Annotated in this window: 18 protein-coding genes; 10 read left to right on the top strand and 8 right to left on the bottom strand. The window is 61.4% G+C overall.

Translation table 11 applies throughout. The features are described 5' to 3' along the window. Positions 1 to 14: 14 nt before the first annotated feature. The 4 genes from envZ to cbpA all read right to left on the bottom strand — a co-directional run bounded on the left by envZ (position 15) and on the right by cbpA (position 3631). Positions 15 to 1385, bottom strand: coding sequence for a two-component system sensor histidine kinase EnvZ (envZ, locus tag ACMGF9_RS00665; RefSeq protein ID WP_015379311.1), 1371 nt, complete (start codon positions 1383 to 1385; stop codon positions 15 to 17). After that, positions 1382 to 2101 (bottom strand): two-component system response regulator OmpR, encoded by a 720-nt coding sequence (gene ompR / locus ACMGF9_RS00660; protein ID WP_004709363.1) that lies wholly within the window; start codon positions 2099 to 2101, stop codon positions 1382 to 1384. The genes envZ and ompR overlap by 4 nt, the downstream gene beginning before the upstream one ends. A 257-nt stretch (positions 2102 to 2358) precedes the next feature. Then, on the bottom strand, positions 2359 to 2616 hold the full coding sequence (locus ACMGF9_RS00655) for a chaperone modulator CbpM (protein WP_121601172.1): 258 nt from the start codon (positions 2614 to 2616) through the stop codon (positions 2359 to 2361). 52 nt (positions 2617 to 2668) lie between these two features. Next, a complete protein-coding gene (gene cbpA, locus ACMGF9_RS00650; RefSeq protein WP_004930742.1) occupies positions 2669 to 3631 on the bottom strand; it encodes a curved DNA-binding protein in 963 nt (320 codons plus the stop codon). A 229-nt stretch (positions 3632 to 3860) separates the two neighbouring features. Between cbpA and greB the strand changes: the two genes are divergently transcribed. From greB to ACMGF9_RS00625, 5 genes are all read left to right on the top strand, one after another. Further along, on the top strand, positions 3861 to 4334 hold the full coding sequence (greB, locus tag ACMGF9_RS00645; RefSeq protein WP_004930745.1) for a transcription elongation factor GreB: 474 nt from the start codon (positions 3861 to 3863) through the stop codon (positions 4332 to 4334). Between the two features lie 157 nt (positions 4335 to 4491). After that, positions 4492 to 6825: a Tex family protein gene (locus ACMGF9_RS00640; protein ID WP_021504764.1), complete on the top strand. Its 2334-nt coding sequence runs from the start codon at positions 4492 to 4494 to the stop codon at positions 6823 to 6825. Positions 6826 to 7432: 607 nt separating this feature from the next. Next, positions 7433 to 7657 carry a ferrous iron transporter A gene (gene feoA, locus ACMGF9_RS00635; protein WP_004930752.1) on the top strand — a complete coding sequence of 75 codons (225 nt, stop codon included), beginning with the start codon at positions 7433 to 7435 and terminating at the stop codon, positions 7655 to 7657. Between the two features lie 71 nt (positions 7658 to 7728). Further along, the gene (gene feoB / locus ACMGF9_RS00630) at positions 7729 to 10044 is read left to right on the top strand and encodes a Fe(2+) transporter permease subunit FeoB (protein WP_088381978.1); all 2316 of its coding nucleotides are present in this window, start codon (positions 7729 to 7731) and stop codon (positions 10042 to 10044) included. After that, entirely contained in the window at positions 10044 to 10283 is a 240-nt protein-coding gene (locus tag ACMGF9_RS00625; protein ID WP_004930758.1) for a FeoC-like transcriptional regulator, read from the top strand. The genes feoB and ACMGF9_RS00625 overlap by 1 nt, the downstream gene beginning before the upstream one ends. 44 nt (positions 10284 to 10327) lie before the next feature. On the opposite strand, the gene ACMGF9_RS00620 is transcribed toward ACMGF9_RS00625, so the two are convergent. Continuing rightward, the gene (locus tag ACMGF9_RS00620) at positions 10328 to 10612 is read right to left on the bottom strand and encodes a YdgH/BhsA/McbA-like domain containing protein (RefSeq protein WP_004930765.1); all 285 of its coding nucleotides are present in this window, start codon (positions 10610 to 10612) and stop codon (positions 10328 to 10330) included. Positions 10613 to 10882: 270 nt separating this feature from the next. Beyond that, positions 10883 to 11653: a pimeloyl-ACP methyl ester esterase BioH gene (gene bioH, locus ACMGF9_RS00615; RefSeq protein ID WP_004930771.1), complete on the bottom strand. Its 771-nt coding sequence runs from the start codon at positions 11651 to 11653 to the stop codon at positions 10883 to 10885. Positions 11654 to 11693: 40 nt separating this feature from the next. Here bioH and gntX point away from each other — a divergent pair, with 40 nt between their 5' ends. After that, on the top strand, positions 11694 to 12377 hold the full coding sequence (gntX, locus tag ACMGF9_RS00610; protein ID WP_033645623.1) for a DNA utilization protein GntX: 684 nt from the start codon (positions 11694 to 11696) through the stop codon (positions 12375 to 12377). A gap of 58 nt (positions 12378 to 12435) precedes the next feature. Beyond that, the gene (gene nfuA / locus ACMGF9_RS00605; protein WP_004930777.1) at positions 12436 to 13011 is read left to right on the top strand and encodes a Fe-S biogenesis protein NfuA; all 576 of its coding nucleotides are present in this window, start codon (positions 12436 to 12438) and stop codon (positions 13009 to 13011) included. Between the two features lie 69 nt (positions 13012 to 13080). On the opposite strand, the gene malQ is transcribed toward nfuA, so the two are convergent. After that, positions 13081 to 15171 carry a 4-alpha-glucanotransferase gene (malQ, locus tag ACMGF9_RS00600; RefSeq protein WP_176326524.1) on the bottom strand — a complete coding sequence of 697 codons (2091 nt, stop codon included), beginning with the start codon at positions 15169 to 15171 and terminating at the stop codon, positions 13081 to 13083. 9 nt (positions 15172 to 15180) lie between these two features. Beyond that, positions 15181 to 17586: a maltodextrin phosphorylase gene (malP, locus tag ACMGF9_RS00595; RefSeq protein WP_414160478.1), complete on the bottom strand. Its 2406-nt coding sequence runs from the start codon at positions 17584 to 17586 to the stop codon at positions 15181 to 15183. A gap of 460 nt (positions 17587 to 18046) precedes the next feature. On the opposite strand from malP, the gene malT reads away from it, so the two are divergent. The 3 genes from malT to glpG all read left to right on the top strand — a co-directional run bounded on the left by malT (position 18047) and on the right by glpG (position 22178). Then, complete coding sequence (gene malT / locus ACMGF9_RS00590) at positions 18047 to 20761, top strand: HTH-type transcriptional regulator MalT (RefSeq protein WP_015379320.1); 2715 nt, start codon at positions 18047 to 18049, stop codon at positions 20759 to 20761. 82 nt (positions 20762 to 20843) lie between these two features. Next, entirely contained in the window at positions 20844 to 21170 is a 327-nt protein-coding gene (glpE, locus tag ACMGF9_RS00585) for a thiosulfate sulfurtransferase GlpE (protein ID WP_004930790.1), read from the top strand. A gap of 171 nt (positions 21171 to 21341) precedes the next feature. Next, the gene (gene glpG, locus ACMGF9_RS00580; protein WP_015379321.1) at positions 21342 to 22178 is read left to right on the top strand and encodes a rhomboid family intramembrane serine protease GlpG; all 837 of its coding nucleotides are present in this window, start codon (positions 21342 to 21344) and stop codon (positions 22176 to 22178) included. Positions 22179 to 22216 lie beyond the last annotated feature (38 nt).

Raw genomic sequence — 22216 nt, 5'->3', positions numbered from 1 at the left:
GCCCACACCAGAGGTCAGGCGTTTTCCCTGGCCGTTTGATGGCCGTTGGTCGACTCTTTTTTCTCCATCGGCAACGGAATATACGCGCGGATCAACAGCCCGCCGCGCTCGCTGGTGCCGATATCCAGTTCACCGTCATGCGCGTCGATAATGCGCTGCACGATCGCCAGCCCCAGACCGGTGCCGCTGGTGCTGCGCGCGCTGTCACCGCGTACGAACGGCTGCAACAGGTGCTTCAACTCTTCCGGCTTGATGCCCGGTCCGTCATCTTCCACCTGGAACCAACCGCGCTGCAGCTCACGGCCGCTGCTGACCTTGATCCAGCCGTTGCCGTAACGCGCCGCGTTCACCACCATATTCACCGCCGCCCGCTTAATCGACAGCGGATGCACATTCATCATCAGCTCGCCCGGCGACAGCGCGGTTTCAATCACCCGCTCATAGCCGCTCTCGGCCGCGACCACTTCGCCTAAAATGGCGTTCAGATCGCTGCTTTCGGTCGGCATTTCCTGCCCGGTGCGCAGATAATCGATGAACTGCTCGATGATGGCGTTGCACTCTTCGATGTCTTTATTGATCGACTCGGCCAGATAGCCGTCTTCGGCGCTCATCATCTCCGTCGCCAGCCGGATGCGCGTCAACGGCGTGCGCAGGTCGTGGCTGACCCCGGCCATCAGCAACGTGCGGTCATCCGCCAGCTGTTTGACGCCCGACGCCATCTGATTGAATGCGCGAGTCACCGACCGCACTTCGGAAGCGCCATACTCGCGCAGCGGCGGCGGAATAATGCCCTTGCCCACCTGCAGCGCCGCATGTTCCAGCTCCACCAGCGGGCGGTTTTGAATACGAATAAACAGCCAGGCGCCGCCGATCGCCAGCAGCATGATCGCCAGCGTATAGCGGAACAGCGGCGAGAAGTCGCCCTGGTGGATTTCCGTCAGCGGCACGCGCACCCAGATATCGGGCTGCAGCCAGGTTTTCAGCCACACCACCGGGGAGTTCTTGTTCACCTCCACCCGCACATCGGTTGGCCCGCCGAGCTGCTGCGCCATCTGCTGGCTGAGGAACTGGTAGTGCTGCGCCCAGCGCAGGCCGCTCTCCTCCGCCGCCGAGTTGGTGTAGAGAGAGATGCCCAGTTCGCGGTAGATCTCACGGCGGAACGCCGGCGGCACTTCCAGCAACGTGCCGTCTTCCAGCTGCAGCCGATCGGTCATCAGCATACGCACTTCGTAGGCCAATACTTTGTTGAACTGCTGCAGGCTGGGCAGGATGGCGAAGTTCAGCACCACCAGATAGGTCGTCACCAGGCTGACGAACAGCAAGGTGACGATCAACAACAGGGTTCGGGCAAACGAGCTACGCGGTGAAAAGCGCAATCGCCTCATGCCTTGCTGCCGTCCGGTACGAAGACATAGCCGAGACCCCACACGGTCTGGATATAACGCGGATGCGCCGGATCTTCTTCAACCATGCGGCGCAGGCGAGAGATCTGCACGTCGATGGAGCGTTCCATGGCGCTGTATTCGCGGCCACGCGCCAGGTTCATCAGCTTATCGCGCGACAGCGGTTCACGCGGGTGGCTGACCAGCGCCTTCAGTACCGCGAACTCGCCGCTGGTCAACGGCATCGGTTCGTCTTCGCGGAACATCTCGCGGGTGCCGAGGTTCAGTTTGAATTTGCCGAACGCGATCACCGCCTCTTCCTGCGAAGGCGCGCCCGGCAGTTCGTTCGCCTGACGGCGCAGCACCGCGCGGATACGAGCCAACAGCTCACGCGGGTTGAACGGTTTAGGAATGTAGTCGTCGGCGCCGATTTCCAGCCCCACGATGCGATCGACCTCTTCGCCTTTGGCGGTGACCATAATGATTGGCATCGGGTTGCTCTGGCTGCGCAGGCGGCGGCAGATGGACAGGCCGTCTTCACCCGGCAACATCAGATCGAGCACCATCAAATGGAAGGATTCACGAGTCAGCAAGCGATCCATTTGCTCAGCGTTGGCAACGCTGCGAACCTGGAAGCCCTGCTCGGTTAAATAACGTTCTAAAAGCGCGCGCAGGCGCATGTCATCATCGACAACCAGGATCTTATGATTCTCTTGCATGGTATTACTCCCAAAGGCTTTATTGCCTGACTCGAATATTGTTAGAAAACCTTGCCATTTGAGACAGCGTTTAATGGTATGTATTCTAGACGAAATTGTTACAAAGCTTATTCTTTTCCCCATTTATCAACAATTTTCAGTGAATGTCGACGGGGGTTCGTTAAAATTTCGCCCTTTATCGGCGCAATGTGGGGTGACGGCCCAATTTTGCACAATTTCGCCACCGGCGAACCGACCGGTGGCGTTCAGCTGTCGGGTCAGGAAGTCTGCAGGAAACGCGCCAGCTGCCGGCGCAGCTGCCGGTTCTCTTGCTGTAGGGCGTCAACCCGGTCGAGCAGCGTCAGCGCCATGGCGATCCCCGGCCAGTCCAGATCCAGCTCGGCACGCAGCCTGCGCGCGCGCTGCAGATGGCTCAGCGCCGGATAATCAAACTCCCAGCGCGGCTGCGCCGGCTCCAGCGGCACGATAACGCCCAGGCCGACGATCTCGACCAGCTCGTCCTCTGAAATCTCCACCCTCTGACACAATTCCACCACGGTGAATGTGATCTCTTTTTCATCATCTGCTTTACTCCCATTCCGCGCGCGGGTTGAACGCCGCCTGTTCAGCCAGTTCCCGCCACAGGGCGCTGGCCTTCTCGTTCGGCTTCGGCGGCATCACCACCTTGAGAATAACGTACAGGTCACCGGGCTCTTTCTTGCCCGCCAACCCTTTGCCTTTGACCCGCAGCCGTTTGCCGCTCTGGCTGCCGGCCGGCACGGTCAGCGCGATTTTGCCGGTCAGCGTCGGCACCTCAATGCTGGCGCCGAGCGCCGCTTCCCACGGAGCGAGCGGCGCCACGATGCTCAGGTTGTGGCCGTCGATCTCGAACAGCGGATGCGGCGCAAGGCGGATGACCAGATACAGGTCGCCGTTCTGGCCGCCGCCCACGCCGGCAACGCCCTGCCCCTTGAGGCGAATGCGCTCGCCGTCGCCCACGCCGGCCGGAATTTTCACGTTCAGCGTCTTGCTGGCTTCGCTTACCTGCCGCCCCAGTTCGTCGTACACCGGCAACTTGTAGGAAATCTCGCGGCTTTGGCCATGCAGCGTTTCCTCGAGGAACAGCGGCACCTCCATCTCCAGATCCTGGCCGCGGAAGCCATGCCCGCCGTGCGAGTGCGAAGCAGAGCGATGCCCGCCCGCCGCCCGCCCGCCGAACATGCTTTCGAAGAAATCGGAGAAGTCTTGCGCGTCGGCGCCGCCGCCGTGCCATGAAGCGCTCTGCTGATAGCCGCCGCGATCGCCGCGCGCCTGGCGGCCAAAGTTCGGATCGTTGCGGTGCAGCCGGATCTGATCGTACTCGGCGCGGCGCTCCTCGTCCTTCAGCACCTCATAGGCTTCGGCCACTTCCTTGAACTTGCTTTCGGCATCGTCTTCAGTGCTCACGTCAGGGTGATATTTACGCGCCAGCCGACGGTAGGCCGTTTTGATGGTTTTCAGATCGGCGTTGGGCTCAACGCCCATCGTGGCGTAGTAATCTTTAAATTCCATGCGGTAATACCTTCAATGTGTTGGGTTGTGCGCCAAAATTCCTTGTCTCTCTCGCCAGATATCCTCCTTTCGTCACATTCCTTTTCCGCTACGCTAAGCATACTCCCGATCGTTAAAAGCTGCGCAAACTGAATAAAAACCGTGCGACAAGGCACAGGCCCGCGCGCCATTTCTAAAGCCCCCCGCATTCACGTACACTGTGGCGGTGGCCCCATAAAGATAAATCACGATGAGAACTCAACTGATAACCCGTGAAGGGTATGACAAGCTCAAACAAGAGCTGGATTACCTCTGGCGCGAAGAACGCCCCGAGGTGACCAAGAAAGTGACCTGGGCCGCCAGCCTGGGCGACAGAAGCGAAAACGCCGACTACCAATACAACAAGAAGCGGCTGCGCGAGATCGATCGCCGCGTCCGCTATCTGACCAAATGCCTGGAGCAGTTGAAGATCGTCGATTATTCACCGCAGCAGGAAGGCAAAGTGTTCTTCGGCGCCTGGGTAGAGGTGGAGAACGAAGACGGCGAAACCAAACGCTTTCGCATCGTCGGTTACGACGAGATTTTCGGCCGCAAGGATTACATCTCCATCGATGCGCCGATGGCGCGCGCCCTGCTGAAAAAAGAGGTCGGGGACGTCGCCACCGTCAATACCCCGCTGGGCGAGGCGCAGTGGTACGTGAACGAGATAAACTACCCGAAGTAAGCTTTCAGCTTTTTCCTAACCGCCGCCAACGCCGCCGTCTGCGCTGTTCTCCATGCCGCGGCCGCGCGGCGGCGGCCCGCTTCGCTGGCATTTTCCCCGATCAATCCGTATAACTGTCCCCTGTTTATTCACCGATCTCAATACAGATACCAGACCTATGAATGACCCACTGAGCCGCATTATTGCAACAGAACTGCAGGCCCGGCCGGAGCAAGTCGACTCCGCCATCCGTCTGCTGGATGAAGGTAATACCGTGCCCTTTATTGCACGCTATCGTAAGGAAGTCACCGGGGGCCTGGACGACACCCAACTGCGCCAGCTGGAAACCCGCCTGGGTTATCTGCGTGAACTGGAAGATCGTCGCCAGACCATCCTGAAGTCGATCGATGAACAGGGCAAACTGACTGAACAATTGGCGGGGGCGATCAACGCCACGCTGAGCAAGACCGAACTCGAAGACCTCTACCTGCCGTACAAACCGAAGCGCCGCACCCGTGGCCAGATCGCCATCGAAGCCGGCCTGGAACCGCTGGCGGATACGCTGTGGCAGGATCCGCAACAGCAGCCGGAACAACTGGCTGAACGCTACGTCGACGCCGACAAGGGCGTGGCGGACGTGAAAGCCGCCCTCGACGGCGCGCGCTATATCCTGATGGAGCGCTTCGCCGAAGACGCCGCGCTGCTGGCCAAGGTGCGCGACTACCTGTGGAAAAACGCCCATCTGGTGTCCAAAGTGGTCGAAGGCAAGGAAGAAGAAGGCGCCAAGTTCCGCGACTATTTTGATCACCACGAACCGATTTCTCAGGTGCCTTCACACCGCGCGCTGGCGATGTTCCGCGGCCGCAACGAAGGCGTGCTGCAGCTGGCGCTGAACGCCGATCCGCAGTTTGAGGAAGCCCCGCGCGAAAGCCAGGCGGAGCTGATCATCATCAATCACCTCAACCTGCGCCTGAACAACGCCCCGGCCGACGCCTGGCGCAAGGCGGTGGTTAACTGGACCTGGCGCATCAAGGTGTTGCTGCACCTGGAAACTGAGCTGATGGGCACGGTGCGCGAGCGCGCGGAAGATGAAGCAATCAACGTTTTCGCCCGCAACATGCATGATCTGCTGATGGCCGCGCCGGCCGGCATGCGCGCCACCATGGGCCTCGATCCGGGCCTGCGCACCGGGGTGAAAGTCGCCGTGGTCGACGCGACCGGCAAACTGGTCGCCACCGACACCGTCTACCCGCACACCGGGCAAGCGGCGAAAGCCGCCGCCATCGTCGCGGCGCTGTGCATCAAACACAACGTGGAGCTGGTGGCCATCGGCAACGGCACCGCTTCACGTGAAACCGAGCGCTTCTATCTCGACCTGCAAAAGCAGTTCGGCGAAGTCCGGGCGCAAAAAGTGATCGTCAGCGAAGCGGGCGCGTCGGTGTATTCCGCGTCTGAACTGGCGGCGCAGGAATTCCCGGATCTCGACGTATCGCTGCGCGGCGCGGTGTCCATCGCTCGCCGCCTGCAGGATCCGCTGGCGGAGCTGGTGAAGATCGACCCGAAATCCATCGGCGTCGGCCAGTATCAGCACGACGTCAGCCAGAGCCAGCTGGCGAAGAAACTGGACTCGGTGGTGGAAGACTGCGTAAACGCCGTCGGCGTCGATCTGAACACCGCGTCGGTGCCGTTGCTGACCCGCGTGGCCGGCCTGACGCGCATGATGGCGCAGAACATCGTCAACTGGCGCGACGAGAACGGCCGCTTCAGCAACCGTGAACAGCTGCTGAAGGTCAGCCGTCTGGGGCCGAAGGCCTTCGAACAGTGCGCCGGCTTCCTGCGTATCAACCACGGCGACAACCCGCTGGATGCTTCTACCGTTCACCCGGAAGCCTATCCGGTGGTGCAACGCATCCTGGCCGCCACCGAGCAGGCGCTGCAGGATCTGATGGGCAACGCCTCCGCAGTGCGCAGCCTGAAAGCGGTTGATTTCACCGACGACAAGTTCGGCGTGCCGACGGTCACCGACATTCTGAAAGAGCTGGAGAAGCCGGGCCGTGACCCGCGTCCGGAATTCAAAACCGCCACCTTCGCCGAAGGCGTGGAAACCCTCAACGATCTGCAGCCGGGCATGATCCTGGAAGGCTCGGTGACCAACGTCACCAACTTCGGCGCCTTCGTGGATATCGGCGTGCATCAGGACGGCCTGGTGCACATCTCCTCGCTGGCGGACAAATTCGTCGAAGATCCGCACACCGTGGTGAAAGCCGGCGACATCGTCAAAGTGAAGGTGATGGAAGTCGATCTGCAGCGTAAACGCATTGCGCTGAGCATGCGCCTGGATGAGCAACCGGGCGAGGGTTCACCGCGTCGCGGCGGCAACGCGCCTGCCCAGACGCGCGACAACGCCAACCGTTCGGCAGGCGGCAACAAGGCCAAACCGCGCAACGCGGCGCCGGCCGGCAACAGCGCCATGGGCGACGCGCTGGCGGCGGCATTCGGCAAGAAACGCTAAGTCGGAACCGACAGGGCGGAGCCTGCTCCGCCCTTTCCGATGAATAAAACTTGCGGCATTTTTTTGACCCGTCTCAATAAACCTTCATCTTTTTATTTCCCGTTGCTGCGTGACCGCCCTCCCATTGTTAAAGCGGCAAACATCCCTTCTGCAGCCGTTTATTAACAACGTCGTTAACACGCATTTTTCATTTTGCGAATTGTGAGCGAAACACAAATGGTTACCGCTCGCATTACGGCGGAATAATGTTATTGAATTGCCTTTCATCAGAAATAAATAAGGGAAAAACGCCATCAATATTTGCAAACGAGAAAACTCGGCTACAAATACGCAACTGATTTAACTCACCATTCTCATTTGTCGCCGAGTAAAAGCAGTGGTAAAACGGGGCTTATCAAGACGACACAACCAAAAACTGTCGACGCCATAATAATTGGTTACAATACCCCTACTTTTTGTATTGAACGCGATAATGATAATTACTATTATTTGCGCTCACTTTATTGCATGACCTTATGGATGAATACCGCCGACGGCGTGGCATTTTCGCCGGCAACGTCCAATTATCATCAGCCCGATGTTCATCGGCACCCGGAAGGTTAATCACATGCAGCTTCAACCTAAACACACATATAAGATTGTCGGCTTTTCCGGTGAAATTGCGCCGGCCTACCGCCAGAAACTGTTATCGCTCGGCATGCTGCCCGGCTCTTCGTTCGACGTGGTGCGCGTCGCGCCGCTGGGCGATCCGATAGAAATAAAAACCCGCCGCGTCAGCCTGGTGCTGCGCAGGAAGGATCTGGCGCTGCTGCAGCTCGACGGCCAGTCCTGAACCGGCGCACCTCCATTTGCCGACGCGTCCTTGCGCCGGCGCGGCTCTCCTTGAAGACGACACGCAGAACTATGAAAAAACTCACCATCGGCTTAATCGGTAACCCGAACTCCGGCAAAACCACGCTGTTCAACCAGCTGACCGGCGCACGCCAACGGGTCGGTAACTGGGCGGGCGTGACGGTCGAACGCAAAGAAGGCCATTTCACTACCCCGCAGTCCGACGTGCGGCTGGTCGATTTGCCCGGCACCTACTCCCTGACCACCATTTCAGAGCAAACCTCGCTCGATGAGCAGATCGCCTGCCACTACATTTTGAGCGGCGACGCCGATCTGCTGATCAACGTGGTCGACGCCTCCAACCTGGAGCGCAATCTCTACCTGACGCTGCAGCTGCTGGAGCTGGGCATTCCCTGCATCGTGGCGCTGAACATGCTCGACATCGCCAAAAGCCAGCATATCGATATCGACGTCGCCGCGCTGTCGGCACGCCTCGGCTGCCCGGTAGTGCCGATGATCTCCACCCGCGCCGACGGCATCGGCGTGCTGAAACAGATGATCGACAATCATCGCCTCAACGAACAGCAGGCGTTGGTAAACTACCCGCCGTTGCTGCTGAAAGCGGTCGCCACGCTGAGCGATGCCATGCCGCAAACGCTACCGGCGGTGCAACGCCGCTGGCTGGCATTGCAGATGCTGGAAGGCGACATCTACAGCCACCGGCTGGCCGGTCCCGCCGTCGCGCTGTTGCCTGCGGCCATTCTGGCGTTGCAACAGCAGCAGCAAGAAGACCCGGCGCTGGTGATCGCCGACGCGCGCTACCAGTCTATCGCCACCCTGAGCGACGCGGTCAGCAACTCGCAGCAGGCGATGCCCAACCGCCTGACCGACATGCTGGATAAAGTGATCCTCAACCGCTGGCTGGGCGTACCGATCTTCCTGTTGGTGATGTACCTGATGTTCCTGCTGGCGATCAACATCGGCGGCGCGCTGCAGCCGATCTTCGATATCGGCTCGGCGGCGATCTTCATTCAGGGCATTCAGTGGCTCGGCTACACCCTGCACTTCCCCGACTGGCTGACCGTTTTCCTGGCGCAGGGCGTCGGCGGCGGCATCAACACCGTGCTGCCGCTGGTGCCGCAGATCGGCATGATGTACCTGTTCCTGTCGTTCCTGGAAGACTCCGGCTACATGGCGCGTGCGGCGTTCGTGATGGATCGCCTGATGCAGGCGCTCGGGCTGCCGGGCAAATCCTTTGTGCCGCTGATCGTCGGTTTCGGCTGCAACGTACCGTCCATCATGGGCGCCCGCACGCTGGACGCCCAACGCGAGCGCCTGATCACCATCATGATGGCGCCGTTCATGTCTTGCGGCGCCCGGCTGGCGATCTTCGCGGTGTTTGCCGCCGCCTTCTTTGGCCAGGACGGCGCAGGGGTGGTGTTCTCGCTGTACATGCTCGGCATCGCGGTGGCGATCCTCACCGGCCTGGTACTCAAATACACCCTCATGCGCGGCGAAGCCTCGCCGTTCGTGATGGAGCTGCCGGTTTACCACGTGCCGCACCTGAAAAGCCTGCTGCTGCAAACCTGGCAGCGGTTGAAAGGCTTCGTGTTGCGCGCCGGTAAGGTGATCGTGGTGGCCAGCATATTCATCGGCGGCCTGAACAGCTTCTCGTTCAGCGGCAAAACGGTCGACAACATCAACGACTCCGCGCTGGCCACGGTTTCCAAGGTGCTGACGCCGTTGCTGCAGCCGATGGGCGTCCACCGCGATAACTGGCAGGCCACCGTCGGCCTGGTGACCGGCGCGATGGCGAAAGAAGTGGTGGTCGGCACGCTGAATACGCTGTATACCGCCGAGCACATCAACAAAGAGGCATTCGACGCCGCCAACTTCAACCTGCTCGATGAGCTGGGCGGCGCGCTGCAGGAAACCTGGGACGGCCTGAAAAACACCTTCAGCCTGAGCGTGCTGTCCAACCCGATCGAAGCCAGCAAGGGCGACGGCGAGATGGGCGTCGGCTCGATGGGCGTGATGAGCAGCAAATTCGGCTCCGGCATCTCCGCCTACAGCTATCTGATCTTCGTGCTGCTGTATGTGCCCTGCGTCTCGGTGATGGGCGCCATCGCCCGCGAATCGAGCCGCGGCTGGATGACATTCTCCATCCTGTGGGGGCTGAACGTGGCCTACTCGCTGGCGACGCTGTTCTACCAAGCGGCGACCTTCAACCAACATCCGCAGTATAGCCTGACGGCGATCCTGGCGGTGCTGCTGGTGAATCTGCTGGTGCTGTTCGGCCTGCGCCGGGCGCGCAGCCGCGTCACGGTGCACCTGGGCAACGCCACGCCGGCGGCCTGTTGTCAGGGCGCCAAAGGGAGCTGTCACTGATGGCCGGGCTGCTGCAGGTGCGCGATGCGCTGGCGCTGCGCGGCAGCGCCCAGGCGCAGCAGCTCAGCCAATCGCTGGCGACGCCGCTGCCGCTGGTGCAGGCGATGCTGGATCGTTTGACGGCGATGGGGAAAGTGGAGCGCATCGAACAGGATGACGGCGCCTGTTTGAGCGGCGGCTGCAAAAGCTGCCCGCAGGGCCAGGGGTGCAGCACGGTGTTCTACCGACTGAAAGCCTGAAGATAAGGGGCGCCAATGACGGGCGCCCCATTACCGTTCAAGGCTTATTGTTTGTCTTTGTAAACTTCGGCGATGGCGCTGAATTTACCGTGTTCGCGGCCTGCCAGGATCACGTAGTATTGACCGCCCTTTTCGTCAGCCAGTTTGGACAGCTCTTCCTTGGCGTCCATCGGTGACGTGGTTTCCGCCGTCGTGGTGACGGTGCCGATCTTCTCGTATTTACCCGGGTTCTTATCCAGATCTTCCTTGGTCAGCAGGGTTGCCGCCATGGAGCCGAAAGACACCGAACCCAGCACTGCCGCTGCAATAATCATCTTCAATGATTTCATGACACTAACCTCTCAATGGATAATTTATCTGTTATGAAAGCCGTCAAAAATCCATGCGTAGTACCGCAGGCTGCCGCGACATCCTCAGGCCTCGTTGCTTTCCCTGACGGGGCCCGTTTCCCAGAGACGAAACGCCAAAATGAAAAGCGCCGCACGCGGTCTTTTCATTTTGCAGCCAACGCATTGACTCACTAAGTATTGAACAGCTTTGTCTTTTATCCACCCGGCAGCGTTTTTTTTCGCGCTCTATCGTGCGTTTTCCCGCTGCATTCAATGTGCTGCAATAAACGCTTCGATCATCGTCACAAATTCATCGGGATGAGAGATAAACGGCGCATGGGCGGCTTTGGCCACGATCTGCGACGTGGAGTTCGGCCAGGCGGCATCGAGCAGCTCGGCGACCTTGCGCGGCACTAACCCGTCCAGATAGCCGTAAATCCGCAGCAGCGGCAGATTCAACTCCGCCAGCGGCGCGCGCAGATCGGCGGTGCGCAGGATCTCCAGCCCGCCGTTCAACACCTCGACGCTCGGCGTCGGCTGATTAAGCACCACCGCTTTCAGCTGGCGCGCATCCTGACGCGCGCTCTCGGTGCCCAGCGTTTGCAGCGCCAGAAAACGCTCGACGGTGCGCTGGAAATCCAGGCTCAGCTGATGCTGGAAACCGCTCAGCACGTCCGGGCGGATCCCCGGCCACGCATCGCGAGCGGCAAAACACGGCGAGGAGGCCACGGTGATAAGCCCCTTGACCCGCCCGGGCTGCATCAGCGCCGCCTGGCTGGCCACCAGCCCGCCGAGCGACCAGCCAAGCCACCAGGCCTGCGGCGGGGCGGCCGCCAGCACGATATCCGTCATCTGCTCCAGCGACAGGGCGCCGAACCCCTGGCTGCGGCCGTATCCCGGCAGATCGACCAGGTGCAGGCGAAAATGCGGCGTCAGTCGCGCCTGGATGCAACTCCACACTTCGGCGTTCAATCCCCAGCCGTGCAGCAGCACAAGATCGCGTTCGCCTTCGCCTATTGTTTGCCAGTACAGCGCTGTCATTGGTTACTGTCCTTTCATGCTTATCCGTGTCGGAGACCCTATGCTATCAATCCGCAGCCGCTGTTGGCTATGCCGACAGCCGTTGAGCCTGGTGCGTCATGGCATCTGCAGTTGCTGCCTGCGCCATCTGCCGGTCAACCCTCCGTGTTGCCCGCGCTGCGGATTGCCCGCCGGCGAGACGCAAATGCCCTGCGGCCGCTGCCTGCAACGGCCGCCGCCCTGGCAGCGGCTGGTGTTCGTCGGCGACTACGTTGCGCCGCTCAGCCAACTGGTAAAAAGATTCAAGTTCCACCGCGCGCCCGAGCTGGCGCCGACGCTGGCGCGCCTGATGCTGCTGCGGTGGCAGCAGGCGCGAAGAGAGCAGTATCTGAACAGACCCGACCTGATTTTAGCGGTACCCTTGCATGCATCACGCTGCTGGCGCCGTGGCTATAATCAGAGCGATCTGCTGGCCCGGCCGCTGGCGCGCTGGCTGGGCTGCGCCTATCGGCCCGCCGCCTTGCGCCGGGTGCGCAAAACCGCCCTGCAACAGCGGCTGAGCGCCTCTGCCCGCAGACGCAATCTGCAGCGCGCGTTCGCCTGTACCGTGCCGGTCGCCGGCCGGCATATCGCCCTGGTGGATGACGTGGTGACCACCGGCAGCACCGTCGCGGCGATCGCGGCGCTGCTGCGGCGGCAAGGCGCCGCTTCGGTGCAGATATGGTGCGTTTGCCGCACGTTGTAGTGCCACGGCAATGGGCGTATTATAACCGACTATAGAAGTCAACTATTGAGCTAATGCTATGATCCGTATAACAGATGCTGCACAGGAACACTTTGCCAAACTGCTGGCAAATCAAGAAGAAGGCACCCAAATCCGCGTATTCGTGATCAACCCGGGCACGCCGACGGCCGAATGCGGTGTCTCTTATTGCCCGCCGGACGCGGTAGAAGCGACGGATACCGAACTGAAGTTCGACAAACTGTCCGCCTATGTCGATGAGCTGAGCGCGCCGTATCTGGAAGACGCCGAAATCGACTTCGTGACCGACCAGCTGGGTTCTCAGCTGACGCTGAAGGCGCCGAACGCCAAGATGCGCAAGGTCGATGACGACGCACCGCTGATGGAGCGCGTGGAATACGTGCTGCAGTCGCAGATCAACCCGCAGCTGGCGGGCCACGGCGGCCGCGTAACGCTGATGGAGATCACCGACGACAACATGGCTATTCTGCAGTTCGGCGGCGGTTGCAACGGCTGTTCGATGGTGGACGTCACGCTGAAAGAAGGCATCGAGAAAGAGCTGCTGCAGAAATTCCCGGAGCTGAAGGGCGTGCGTGACCTGACCGAGCACCAGCGCGGCGAGCACTCTTACTATTGATACCCGGCGTTCGCGCCACGGTAGATAACACAATGCCGGAAGGGGGAACCCGTTCCGGCATTGTCGTTTTCAGCCCACCGACACCTTGCGGCGCCGCTTGTCCAAATCCTTCAGTAAGCGGTTTATGTGCGGGTCGGCAAACATCTCCTCCAGCGTCTGGGTCAGCTTGCGCCGCCAGTTAGGGTACTGATCGCTGGTGCCGGGAATGTTGACCGGATCCGCCATATCCAGCCAGTCTTCCGGCTGCAGGCCGAGCAGAGCGCTGGCGCTGTCGGCGACATAGCGCTGCAGGCCGCGGTTGAGCAGCGGGCTCATGCCGAGCAGCGCCGCCTTCTTGCCCACCTTCTGCGGCACGCAGCCATAGCGATGCAATCCGTCCAGCAACCCCTGTTTGGCGCGTTCCCGATCGGCGAACAGCGCCTGCAGGATCTCCGCATCCGGGTAAAGGCCCAGCCGATTGCCGAGCGTCAGATCGTCGCTTTGCCAATAGCCGCGCAGCGTCGGCAGATCGTGGGTGGTGATGGTCGCCATCGCCTGCACCGGATAGGCCTGCGGCGCGCGGAAATGGTGCTCGCCGTCGCTTTCGAAATAGAGCACTTTGTAGGAGTAGACGCCGCTGTCGCGCAGCTTGCCGACGATCTCCACCGGCACCGTGCCGAGATCCTCGCCGATCACCATGCAACGGTGGCGCTGGCTTTCCAGCGCCAGCACCGCCAGCAGATCGTCCACCGGGTATTTGACATAGGCGCCGCGATCGGCGGTTTCGCCATACGGGATCCACCACAGCCGCAGCAGCGCCATGACGTGATCGATGCGCAGCGCGCCGCAGCTGGTCATGTTGGCGCGCAAAAGATCGATGAACGGCTGATACCCGCGCGCTGCCATCACGTGCGGATCCATCGGCGGCAGGCCCCAGTTTTGCCCCAGCGGCCCCAGAATATCCGGCGGTGCCCCGACCGACGCTCTCAGGCAGTACAGCTCACGGTCACACCAGGTTTCCGCCCCGCCTTCCGCCACCCCGACCGCCAGATCGCGATACAGGCCAATCGGCATCTGCTGCTGCCTGCTCTGGTCAAAACACTGTGCGAACTGCGTGGCCGCCAGCCATTGCAGCCACAGGTAAAAGCGGACCGCGTCCTGATGTTCGGCGCAGAACTGCCGCACCGCATCGCTCTGCCCCTGCCGATAGCGCTCGGGCCAGGCCGGCCAGCCCCACTGGCTGGCGTCTTTGGCCGCCAGATGGGCATGCAGCGCATCAAACGCCGCCTGCTGATACAGGCTGTCGCCCCCCTCAGCCACGAACTGCTCGAACGCCTGACGCTGCGCGTCGTTCGGCTGGCGCGCCTGAAACAGCGGGAACGCCAGCTTCAGCGCCGCCAGCTTCAGCTGCATCACGGCGGTGTAGTCCACCCACTCCGCGGCGCGCGCCTTGGCCAGCTGCTTCTGCGTCGCCGGCTTCTGCCACCAGCGCTGCGCCGCGTCGCTGCGCTGGAAATCCTCCACCGCATTGACGTCGATATACGCCAGATTCAGCCAGCGGCGCGACGAGGGGCTGTAGGGGCTGGCGCTCTCCGGGTTGGCCGGATACAGCGCATGGATCGGATTGAGGCCGACGAAGGCACCGCCGCGTTCCCCCACCTGCTCCACCATCAGGCGCAGATCGCCGAAATCGCCGATGCCCCAGTTGCGATCGGAACGCAGCGTATACAGCTGAACGCAGGCCCCCCACAGCTTCTTGCCGGTCAGCAAGGCGTCCGGCTCGAAGCAGCGTCTCGGCGCGACGATCACTCGGCATGACCACTGCTGCTCGCCCTGGCTCAGCGTCAATTGGTGGTACCCCATCGGCAGATCGCCGGGCAGCGTCAGGGTCTTGCGCGCGCCGACGCGCCCCTGCAGGCATTCGCCGTCTTCACGCTGCAGCGCCCACAGGTACTCGCCTTCACCCGCCGGGGTCAACGCCAGCGGCGCGCCCTGATAGAACACCTTGACCGCCGGTAACGGTGATGCCGCGCCTTCCTGCGCGCCATCGGCCCGATTCATGGCCGCCAACAGCTTGCGCTTGGTCTCCGGTTCAATCGCCTGCCGCTTGCCGTGGGCATTGATAAAATCGGCAGCGATCCCCGCCTGCGCTGCCGCCTGATCGATACGCTTGCGATCCATTCGCTCTCCTTAACGTTTGGCTTGCCAGATACGCTGCTGATAATCGCGGATCGAGCGATCCGAGCTGAACATGCCGACGCGCGCGGTGTTAAGGATAGTCCGCCGCGTCCATTCGTCCCGATCGCGATACAGCTCGTCGACCCGGCGCTGCGCCTGGCAGTACGAGGCAAAGTCCGCCAGCACCAGGTAGGGATCGCCGCCTTCCAGCAGGCTGTGCAGCATCATGTCGAACGCGTGCTTGTCGCCGTGGCTGAAGGCACCGCTCGCCAGCTCGTCCAGAATCGCCTTCAGGTGCTTGTCTTTCTTGCGGTAGCTGAGCGGATCGTAACCCTTCGCCACTATCGCCTTCACCTGCTCCACGGTATTGCCGAAGATAAAGATATTGTCTTCGCCCACCTGCTCGGCGATTTCGACGTTGGCGCCGTCCAGCGTGCCGACCGTCAGCGCGCCGTTCAACGCCAGCTTCATGTTGCCGGTGCCGGAAGCCTCTTTGCCGGCGGTGGAGATCTGTTCGGAGATATCCGCCGCCGGGATCATCAATTCGGCTACCGACACACGGTAGTCAGGGATGAACGCCACTTTCAGGCGATCCTTCACCAGCGGATCGTTGTTGATCTTCTCGGCCGCCTGGTTAATGGCGTAGATGATGTTCTTCGCCAGGTAGTAACCCGGCGCCGCCTTGGCGCCGAACAGGAACACGCGCGGCACGATGTCCAGGTTCGGGTTGTCGCGCAGCTGGCGATACAGCGACAGGATATGCAGCAGGTTCAGGTGCTGGCGTTTGTACTCGTGCAGGCGTTTGATCTGCACGTCGAAGATCGCGTCCGGGTCGAGCGTCAACCCCATCACGCCGTGCACGTACTGGGCCAGCGCCACCTTGTTGTCGCGTTTGATCTGCTGATAACGCTGGCGGAACGCCGCATCGTCAGCGAATTTTTCCAGCCCGCGCAGCGCGTCGAGATCGTTCGCCCACTCCACCTTCAGCGTCTCATCGATCAGGCCCGACAGCGCCGGGTTGCACTGTTTCAGCCAGCGGCGCGGCGTGATGCCGTTGGTGACGTTATGGAATTTATTCGGCCACAGCTGGTGGTATTCCGGGAACAGATCTTTCACCACCAGATCCGAATGCAGCTGCGCCACACCGTTGACCGCAAAGCCGCTGACCACGCACAGGTTGGCCATACGCACCTGCTTGTCATGGTGTACAGCCAGTTTGGCCCACACCGCCTCGTCGCCCGGCCAGTGCTTATCCACCAGCTTTTTGAACCTGGCGTTGATCTGTTTGATGATGGAGAAATGGCGCGGCAGCAGGTTGCGCACCAATTTCTCATCCCAGCACTCCAGCGCTTCCGGCATCAGGGTGTGGTTGGTATAGGCGAAGGTGTTGCTGGTGATTGCCCAGGCCGCCTCCCACTCCAACTGGTGCTCGTCCAGCAGAATGCGCAGCATTTCCGGAATGGCGATGGTCGGGTGAGTGTCGTTCAGCTGGATCACTTCATACTTCGGCAGCTCTTCAATCTTGCGGCCGGCCTGATGGTGCTTGCGCAAAATGTCCGCCACCGAGCAGGCGCACTGGAAATACTGCTGCATCAGGCGCAGGCGTTTGCCGACTTGATGGTTGTCGTTCGGGTAGAGCACCTTGGTCAGCTTGTCGGCTTCTACGCCCTGCTTCTCCGCCTGCAGGAACTTGCCGTCGTTGAAATCGCTCAGGTTGAACGGATGCTGATGGGTCGCCTGCCACAGGCGCAGCGGCTGCGCCACGCCGTTGCGATACCCCAGCACCGGCAAATCCCAGGCTTCGCCGCGCAGGGTGAAGGCGGGGCGCCACAGTTCTCGGCCGTCGGCCTGCTTTTCCAGCTTGCCGCCGATGCCCACGTCCACCGCCAGCGCGGCGTTGTGACGGAACCACGGATAGCTCTCGCGTTGCCAGTTATCCGGCGCCTCTTGCTGTTGCCCATCGCGGAACGACTGACGGAACAGCCCGTACTGGTAGTTCAGCCCATAGCCGGTGGCCGGTTGTTCCACCGTCGCCATCGAGTCGAGGAAACAGGCCGCCAGCCGCCCCAACCCGCCGTTGCCCAGCGCCGGATCGGTTTCCTGCTCCAGCAGATCCGCCAGCTTGACGTTTTGCTCGGCCAGCGCCTGCTCGACGGTGTCGTACCAGCCCAGGTTGATCAGGTTGTTCGCCGTCAGCCGGCCGATCAGAAACTCCATCGAGATGTAGTTTACGTGGCGCAGCGGTTTGGCGCTTTTGCGCGGCGCCGGCTGTGCGGCCAGTTGCTCGGCCAGCGCCGCACTGACGGCTTCCCACCATTGATGTTGCGTCATTTGCTGCGCGGAACTGAGGCCGAACCGTTGCCACTGACGGGCGAGCGCCGCCAGAAAAGCATCCTTCTTGAGCGTAGGCTGTGACATAAGGAAAACTCTCTATCCAGTAAGTGGGTCAAATTGCCGCTATCGTGCCGGTGAGAAAGCCTGACGGCATCATCCCGCCTGGGGATTAGCTGGGGAGGAGGATTGGGGCGTAGCTGGAATTGTGATCTCAGGCACTTTTTGACTCCCTTGCAACGATGCAAAAAAGCCCGCCAACGCGTGCGGCGAGCACTGAGAACGTTAACCCTGACGTTAGCACAAGTATTCGCGCTGCTGAAGTTTTGTCCATGGCCGGAAATGCGATCTGCCACCGTATCGCCGTACTCCGACGCCAAACGTAAAAAAGTGTGATCGATAGCAACTTAACTCCAAGCCGATGCGGAAGCTTGTTGCAATACGTTTAGGGTTGGCAGAAGTTAGGGGGAGCTATTAATTACGAACCATAAAATAATTAGCGCCACTCCAATCCCGGCGGGAACCGCGATTTATACCCTGGAATACTATGCTGATCCCATCAAAACTGAGCCGCCCGGTACGGCTGCAAAATACCGTGATCCGCGATCGCCTGCTGGCCAAACTGGCCAGCGCGGGCAACTATCGTCTGACACTGGTCAATTGCCCGGCGGGATACGGGAAAACCACGCTGATCGCCCAATGGGCGGCCGGCAAGGCCGATCTGGGCTGGTATTCCCTGGATGAGAGCGACAACCAGCCGGAGCGTTTCGCCAGCTACCTGATCGCGGCGCTGCAGCAGGCCAGCGGCGGCCGCTGCGTCAAGAGCGAGGCGCTGAGCCAGAAACACCAGTACGCCAGCCTGTCGGCGCTGTTCGCCCAGCTGTTTATCGAGCTGGCCGACTGGCATCAACCGCTGTACCTGGTGATCGACGACTATCACCTGATCACCAACGACGCCATTCACGAAGCCATGCGCTTTTTCCTGCGCCATCAGCCGGAAAACCTGACGCTGATCCTGCTCTCGCGCACTCTGCCGCCGCTCGGCATCGCCAACCTGCGGGTGCGCGATCAGCTGCTGGAAATGGGCACGCAGCAGCTGGCGTTCACCCATCAGGAAGCCAAACAGTTCTTCGATTGCCGCCTGGCGGCGCCGATGGAACAGCAGGACAGCAGCCGCCTGTGCGACGAAGTCGAAGGCTGGGCCACCGCGCTGCAGCTGATCGCGCTGTCGGCCCGCCAATCCGCCTCATCGGCTCAGCTGTCGGCCAAGCGGCTGGCGGGGCTGAACGCCAGTCACCTGTCCGACTATCTGGTGGACGAAGTGCTGGACCACGTCGATGGCGATGCGCGCGCCTTCCTGCTGCGCTGTTCGGTGCTGCGCTCAATGAACGATGCGCTGATCGTGCGGCTGACCGGCGAAGACAACGGCCAGCAGCGGCTGGAGGAGCTGGAGCGCCAGGGGCTGTTTATCCACCGCATGGACGACACCGGCGAATGGTTCAACTTCCATCCGCTGTTCGCCTCTTTCCTGCGCCAGCGTTGCCAGTGGGAGCTGGCGCTGGAGCTACCGGGGCTGCACCGCGCCGCCGCCGAAGGCTGGCTGGCGCTGGGGTATCCGGCGGAGGCCATTCACCACGCGCTGGCGGCCAGCGACGTCAGCATGCTGCGCGATATCCTGCTGCAACACGCCTGGTCGCTGTTCCACCACAGCGAACTGGCCTTGCTGGAGGAGTGCCTCAACGCGCTGCCGTATGAGCGCCTGATCCAAAACCCCAAGCTGGCGCTGCTGCAGGCCTGGCTGGCGCAGAGCCAGCACCGCTACAGCGAAGTCAACACTCTGCTGGAGCGCGCCGAGCGCACCATGCGCGAACAAAAAATCGAGATAGACCAAACGCTGCACGCCGAGTTTGACGCCTTGCGCGCCCAGGTGGCGATCAACGCCGGCAAACCGGAAGAAGCCGAGCGGCTGGCGAGCGAAGCGTTGAAATTCCTGCCGCTGTCGAGCTATTACAGTCGCATCGTCGCCACCTCGGTGACCGGCGAAGTGCACCACTGCAAGGGCGAACTGGCGCGCGCGCTGCCGATGATGCAGCAGACCGAGCAGATGGCGCGTCGTCATCAGGCCAACCATTACGCGCTCTGGGCGCTGCTGCAGCAGAGCGAAATCCTTATCGCCCAAGGCTTCCTGCAGGCCGCTTACGAAACCCAGGACAAGGCGTTCGAACTGATCCGCGAGCAGCACCTGGAACAGCTGCCGATGCACGAGTTCCTGCTGCGCATCCGCGCCCAGATCCTGTGGTCATGGTCGCGGCTGGACGAAGCGGAAGACGCGGCGCGCGCCGGGCTGAAAATCCTGGCTAACTACCAACCGCAGCAGCAGTTGCAGTGCATCGCCATGCTGGCCAAATGCTCGCTGGCGCGCGGCGATCTGGACAACGCCAACACCCACCTGCAGCGCTGCGAAACCCTGCTGCACGGCGCGCACTATCATCGCGACTGGCTGACCAACACCGACAAATCGCGGGTGATCCACTGGCAGATGACCGGCGACACCGCCGCCGCCGCCCAGTGGCTGCGCCACACCGAAAAACCCGGCATGGCGGACAACCACTTCACGCAGGGCCAATGGCGCAACATCGCGCGGGTGCAGCTCCTGCTCGGCCAGTATGAAGAGGCCGGCGTGGTGCTGGATGAACTGAACGAAAACGCCCGCCGCCTGCGGCTGGTGAGCGATCTCAACCGCAACCTGCTGCTCAGCAACCAGCTCTACTGGCTGCAAGAGCGCAAGGGCGAAGCGCAGCAGGCGCTGATCGAAGCGCTGTCGCTGGCCAACCGCACCGGCTTTATCAGCCACTTCGTCATCGAAGGCGAAGCGATGGCGCAGCAGCTGCGCCAGCTGATCCAGCTCAACACGCTGCCGGAGCTGGAACAGCATCGCGCCCAGCGCATCCTGCGCGACATCAACCAGCATCATCGGCACAAGTTCGCGCATTTCGACGAGAACTTCGTCGATAAGCTGCTGACCCATCCGCAGGTGCCGGAACTGATCCGCACCAGCCCGCTGACCCAACGCGAATGGCAGGTGCTGGGGCTGATCTATTCCGGTTACAGCAACGACCAGATCGCCGGTGAGTTGGATGTGGCGGCCACCACCATCAAGACGCACATCCGCAACCTGTATCAGAAACTGGGCGTGGCTCATCGCCAGGAGGCGGTGCAGCAGGCGCAGCAACTGCTGAAAATGATGGGGTACGGCGCGTAAAAACCCTGATATCCCTCTGGTCTTAAACGCCGCAGAGTTGGTTACAATAGCGGCGTCCCCCTATTACGAGGCAGTCAGCAGTATGGAACAGTTCGAAGCGATCAACGTTGAGCAGGCGTACACCCGCTGGAAAGAGGGCAGCGCCGCCCTGGTCGACATCCGCGATCCGCAAAGTTTTGAAGCCGGGCATACGCCGGGCGCTTTTCACCTCACCAACGCCACCCTGTCGGCCTTTATGCAGCAAAACGACTTCGAGCGGCCGGTGATGGTGATGTGCTACCACGGCAACAGCAGCCGCAGCGCGGCGCAGTACCTGCTGCACCAGGGGTTCGACGCGGTCTACAGCATCGACGGCGGCTTCGAAGCCTGGGCCCGCCAGTATCCGCAAGACGTGGAAACCTCTGCCTGATCCCCGCCGCCCGCCGTGCGTCGGCGGGCTTCCCCTTGGTTTTTGTGCGCGTTTTCGCGGGTTTTTCGCAGATCCGTTTGCCAGCGCTCAGGATTTCGACGTTATAATCGGCCGTCAGGGTCGCCGGCGAGCAAGCCGCGGCCAAAATCATTCACTTACGACGGAAGAGCAATGGTTAGAGTAATCGCCATATCCAACCCGCGCCTGGCGCTGGCCTTTGTCGACTATATGGCGACCCAGGGCATCCGGCTTGAGCTGCGCAACAGCGGCGAGGCGGCGGAAATCTGGCTGGCCGACGACGGTCACCTCGAGCAGGTGCAACACGAGCTGCAGCAGTTTCTGGCCGATCCGCTCAACCGCCGTTATCAGGCCGCCAGCTGGCAGACCGGCCATACCGACGCCGGCCTGCATTATCAGAGCGAATCCTACCTGCACACCCTGCGCAGCAAGGCCGGGCCGCTGACGCTCGGCGTGATGGTGCTGTGCATCGCGGTCTATATTCTGATGCAGGCGCTGGGCGACGATACCGTGATGTACTGGCTCTCCTGGCCGCAGGACAGCAGCCAATACACCCAGCTGTGGCGCTGGGTCAGCCATGCGTTCCTGCATTTCTCCCTGCTGCATATCCTGTTTAACCTGATGTGGTGGTGGTATCTCGGCGGCCAGATGGAAAAACGCCTCGGCGCCGGCAAGCTGTTCGTGCTGGCGGTGGTGTCGGCCTTCTTCAGCGGCTGGGCGCAATCGTTGTTCAGCGGCGCGCTGTTTGGCGGGCTGTCGGGCGTGGTTTATGCGCTGATGGGCTATGTGTGGCTGTCGGGCGAACGGGCGCCGGAGCGCGGCCTGATGCTGCCGCGCGGCCTGATGGTGTTCTCGGTGCTGTGGCTGGTGGCCGGATATTTCGATATTTTAGGAATGTCGATCGCCAACGCGGCACACATAGCCGGTTTAGTGTTAGGGTTATTGATGGCATTTTGGGATACGCGTCATCGCGCACACAACGAACAATAACAGCCGGGAGCTATGCCCCAATGGGCATAGCGGGCGTT

Source organism: Serratia sp. BNK-23, from assembly GCF_047456145.1.
GTDB lineage: Bacteria > Pseudomonadota > Gammaproteobacteria > Enterobacterales > Enterobacteriaceae > Serratia > Serratia nematodiphila.
Note: the sequence above shows the minus strand (reverse complement) of the source record. Positions and strands in the feature narration are given on the sequence as shown.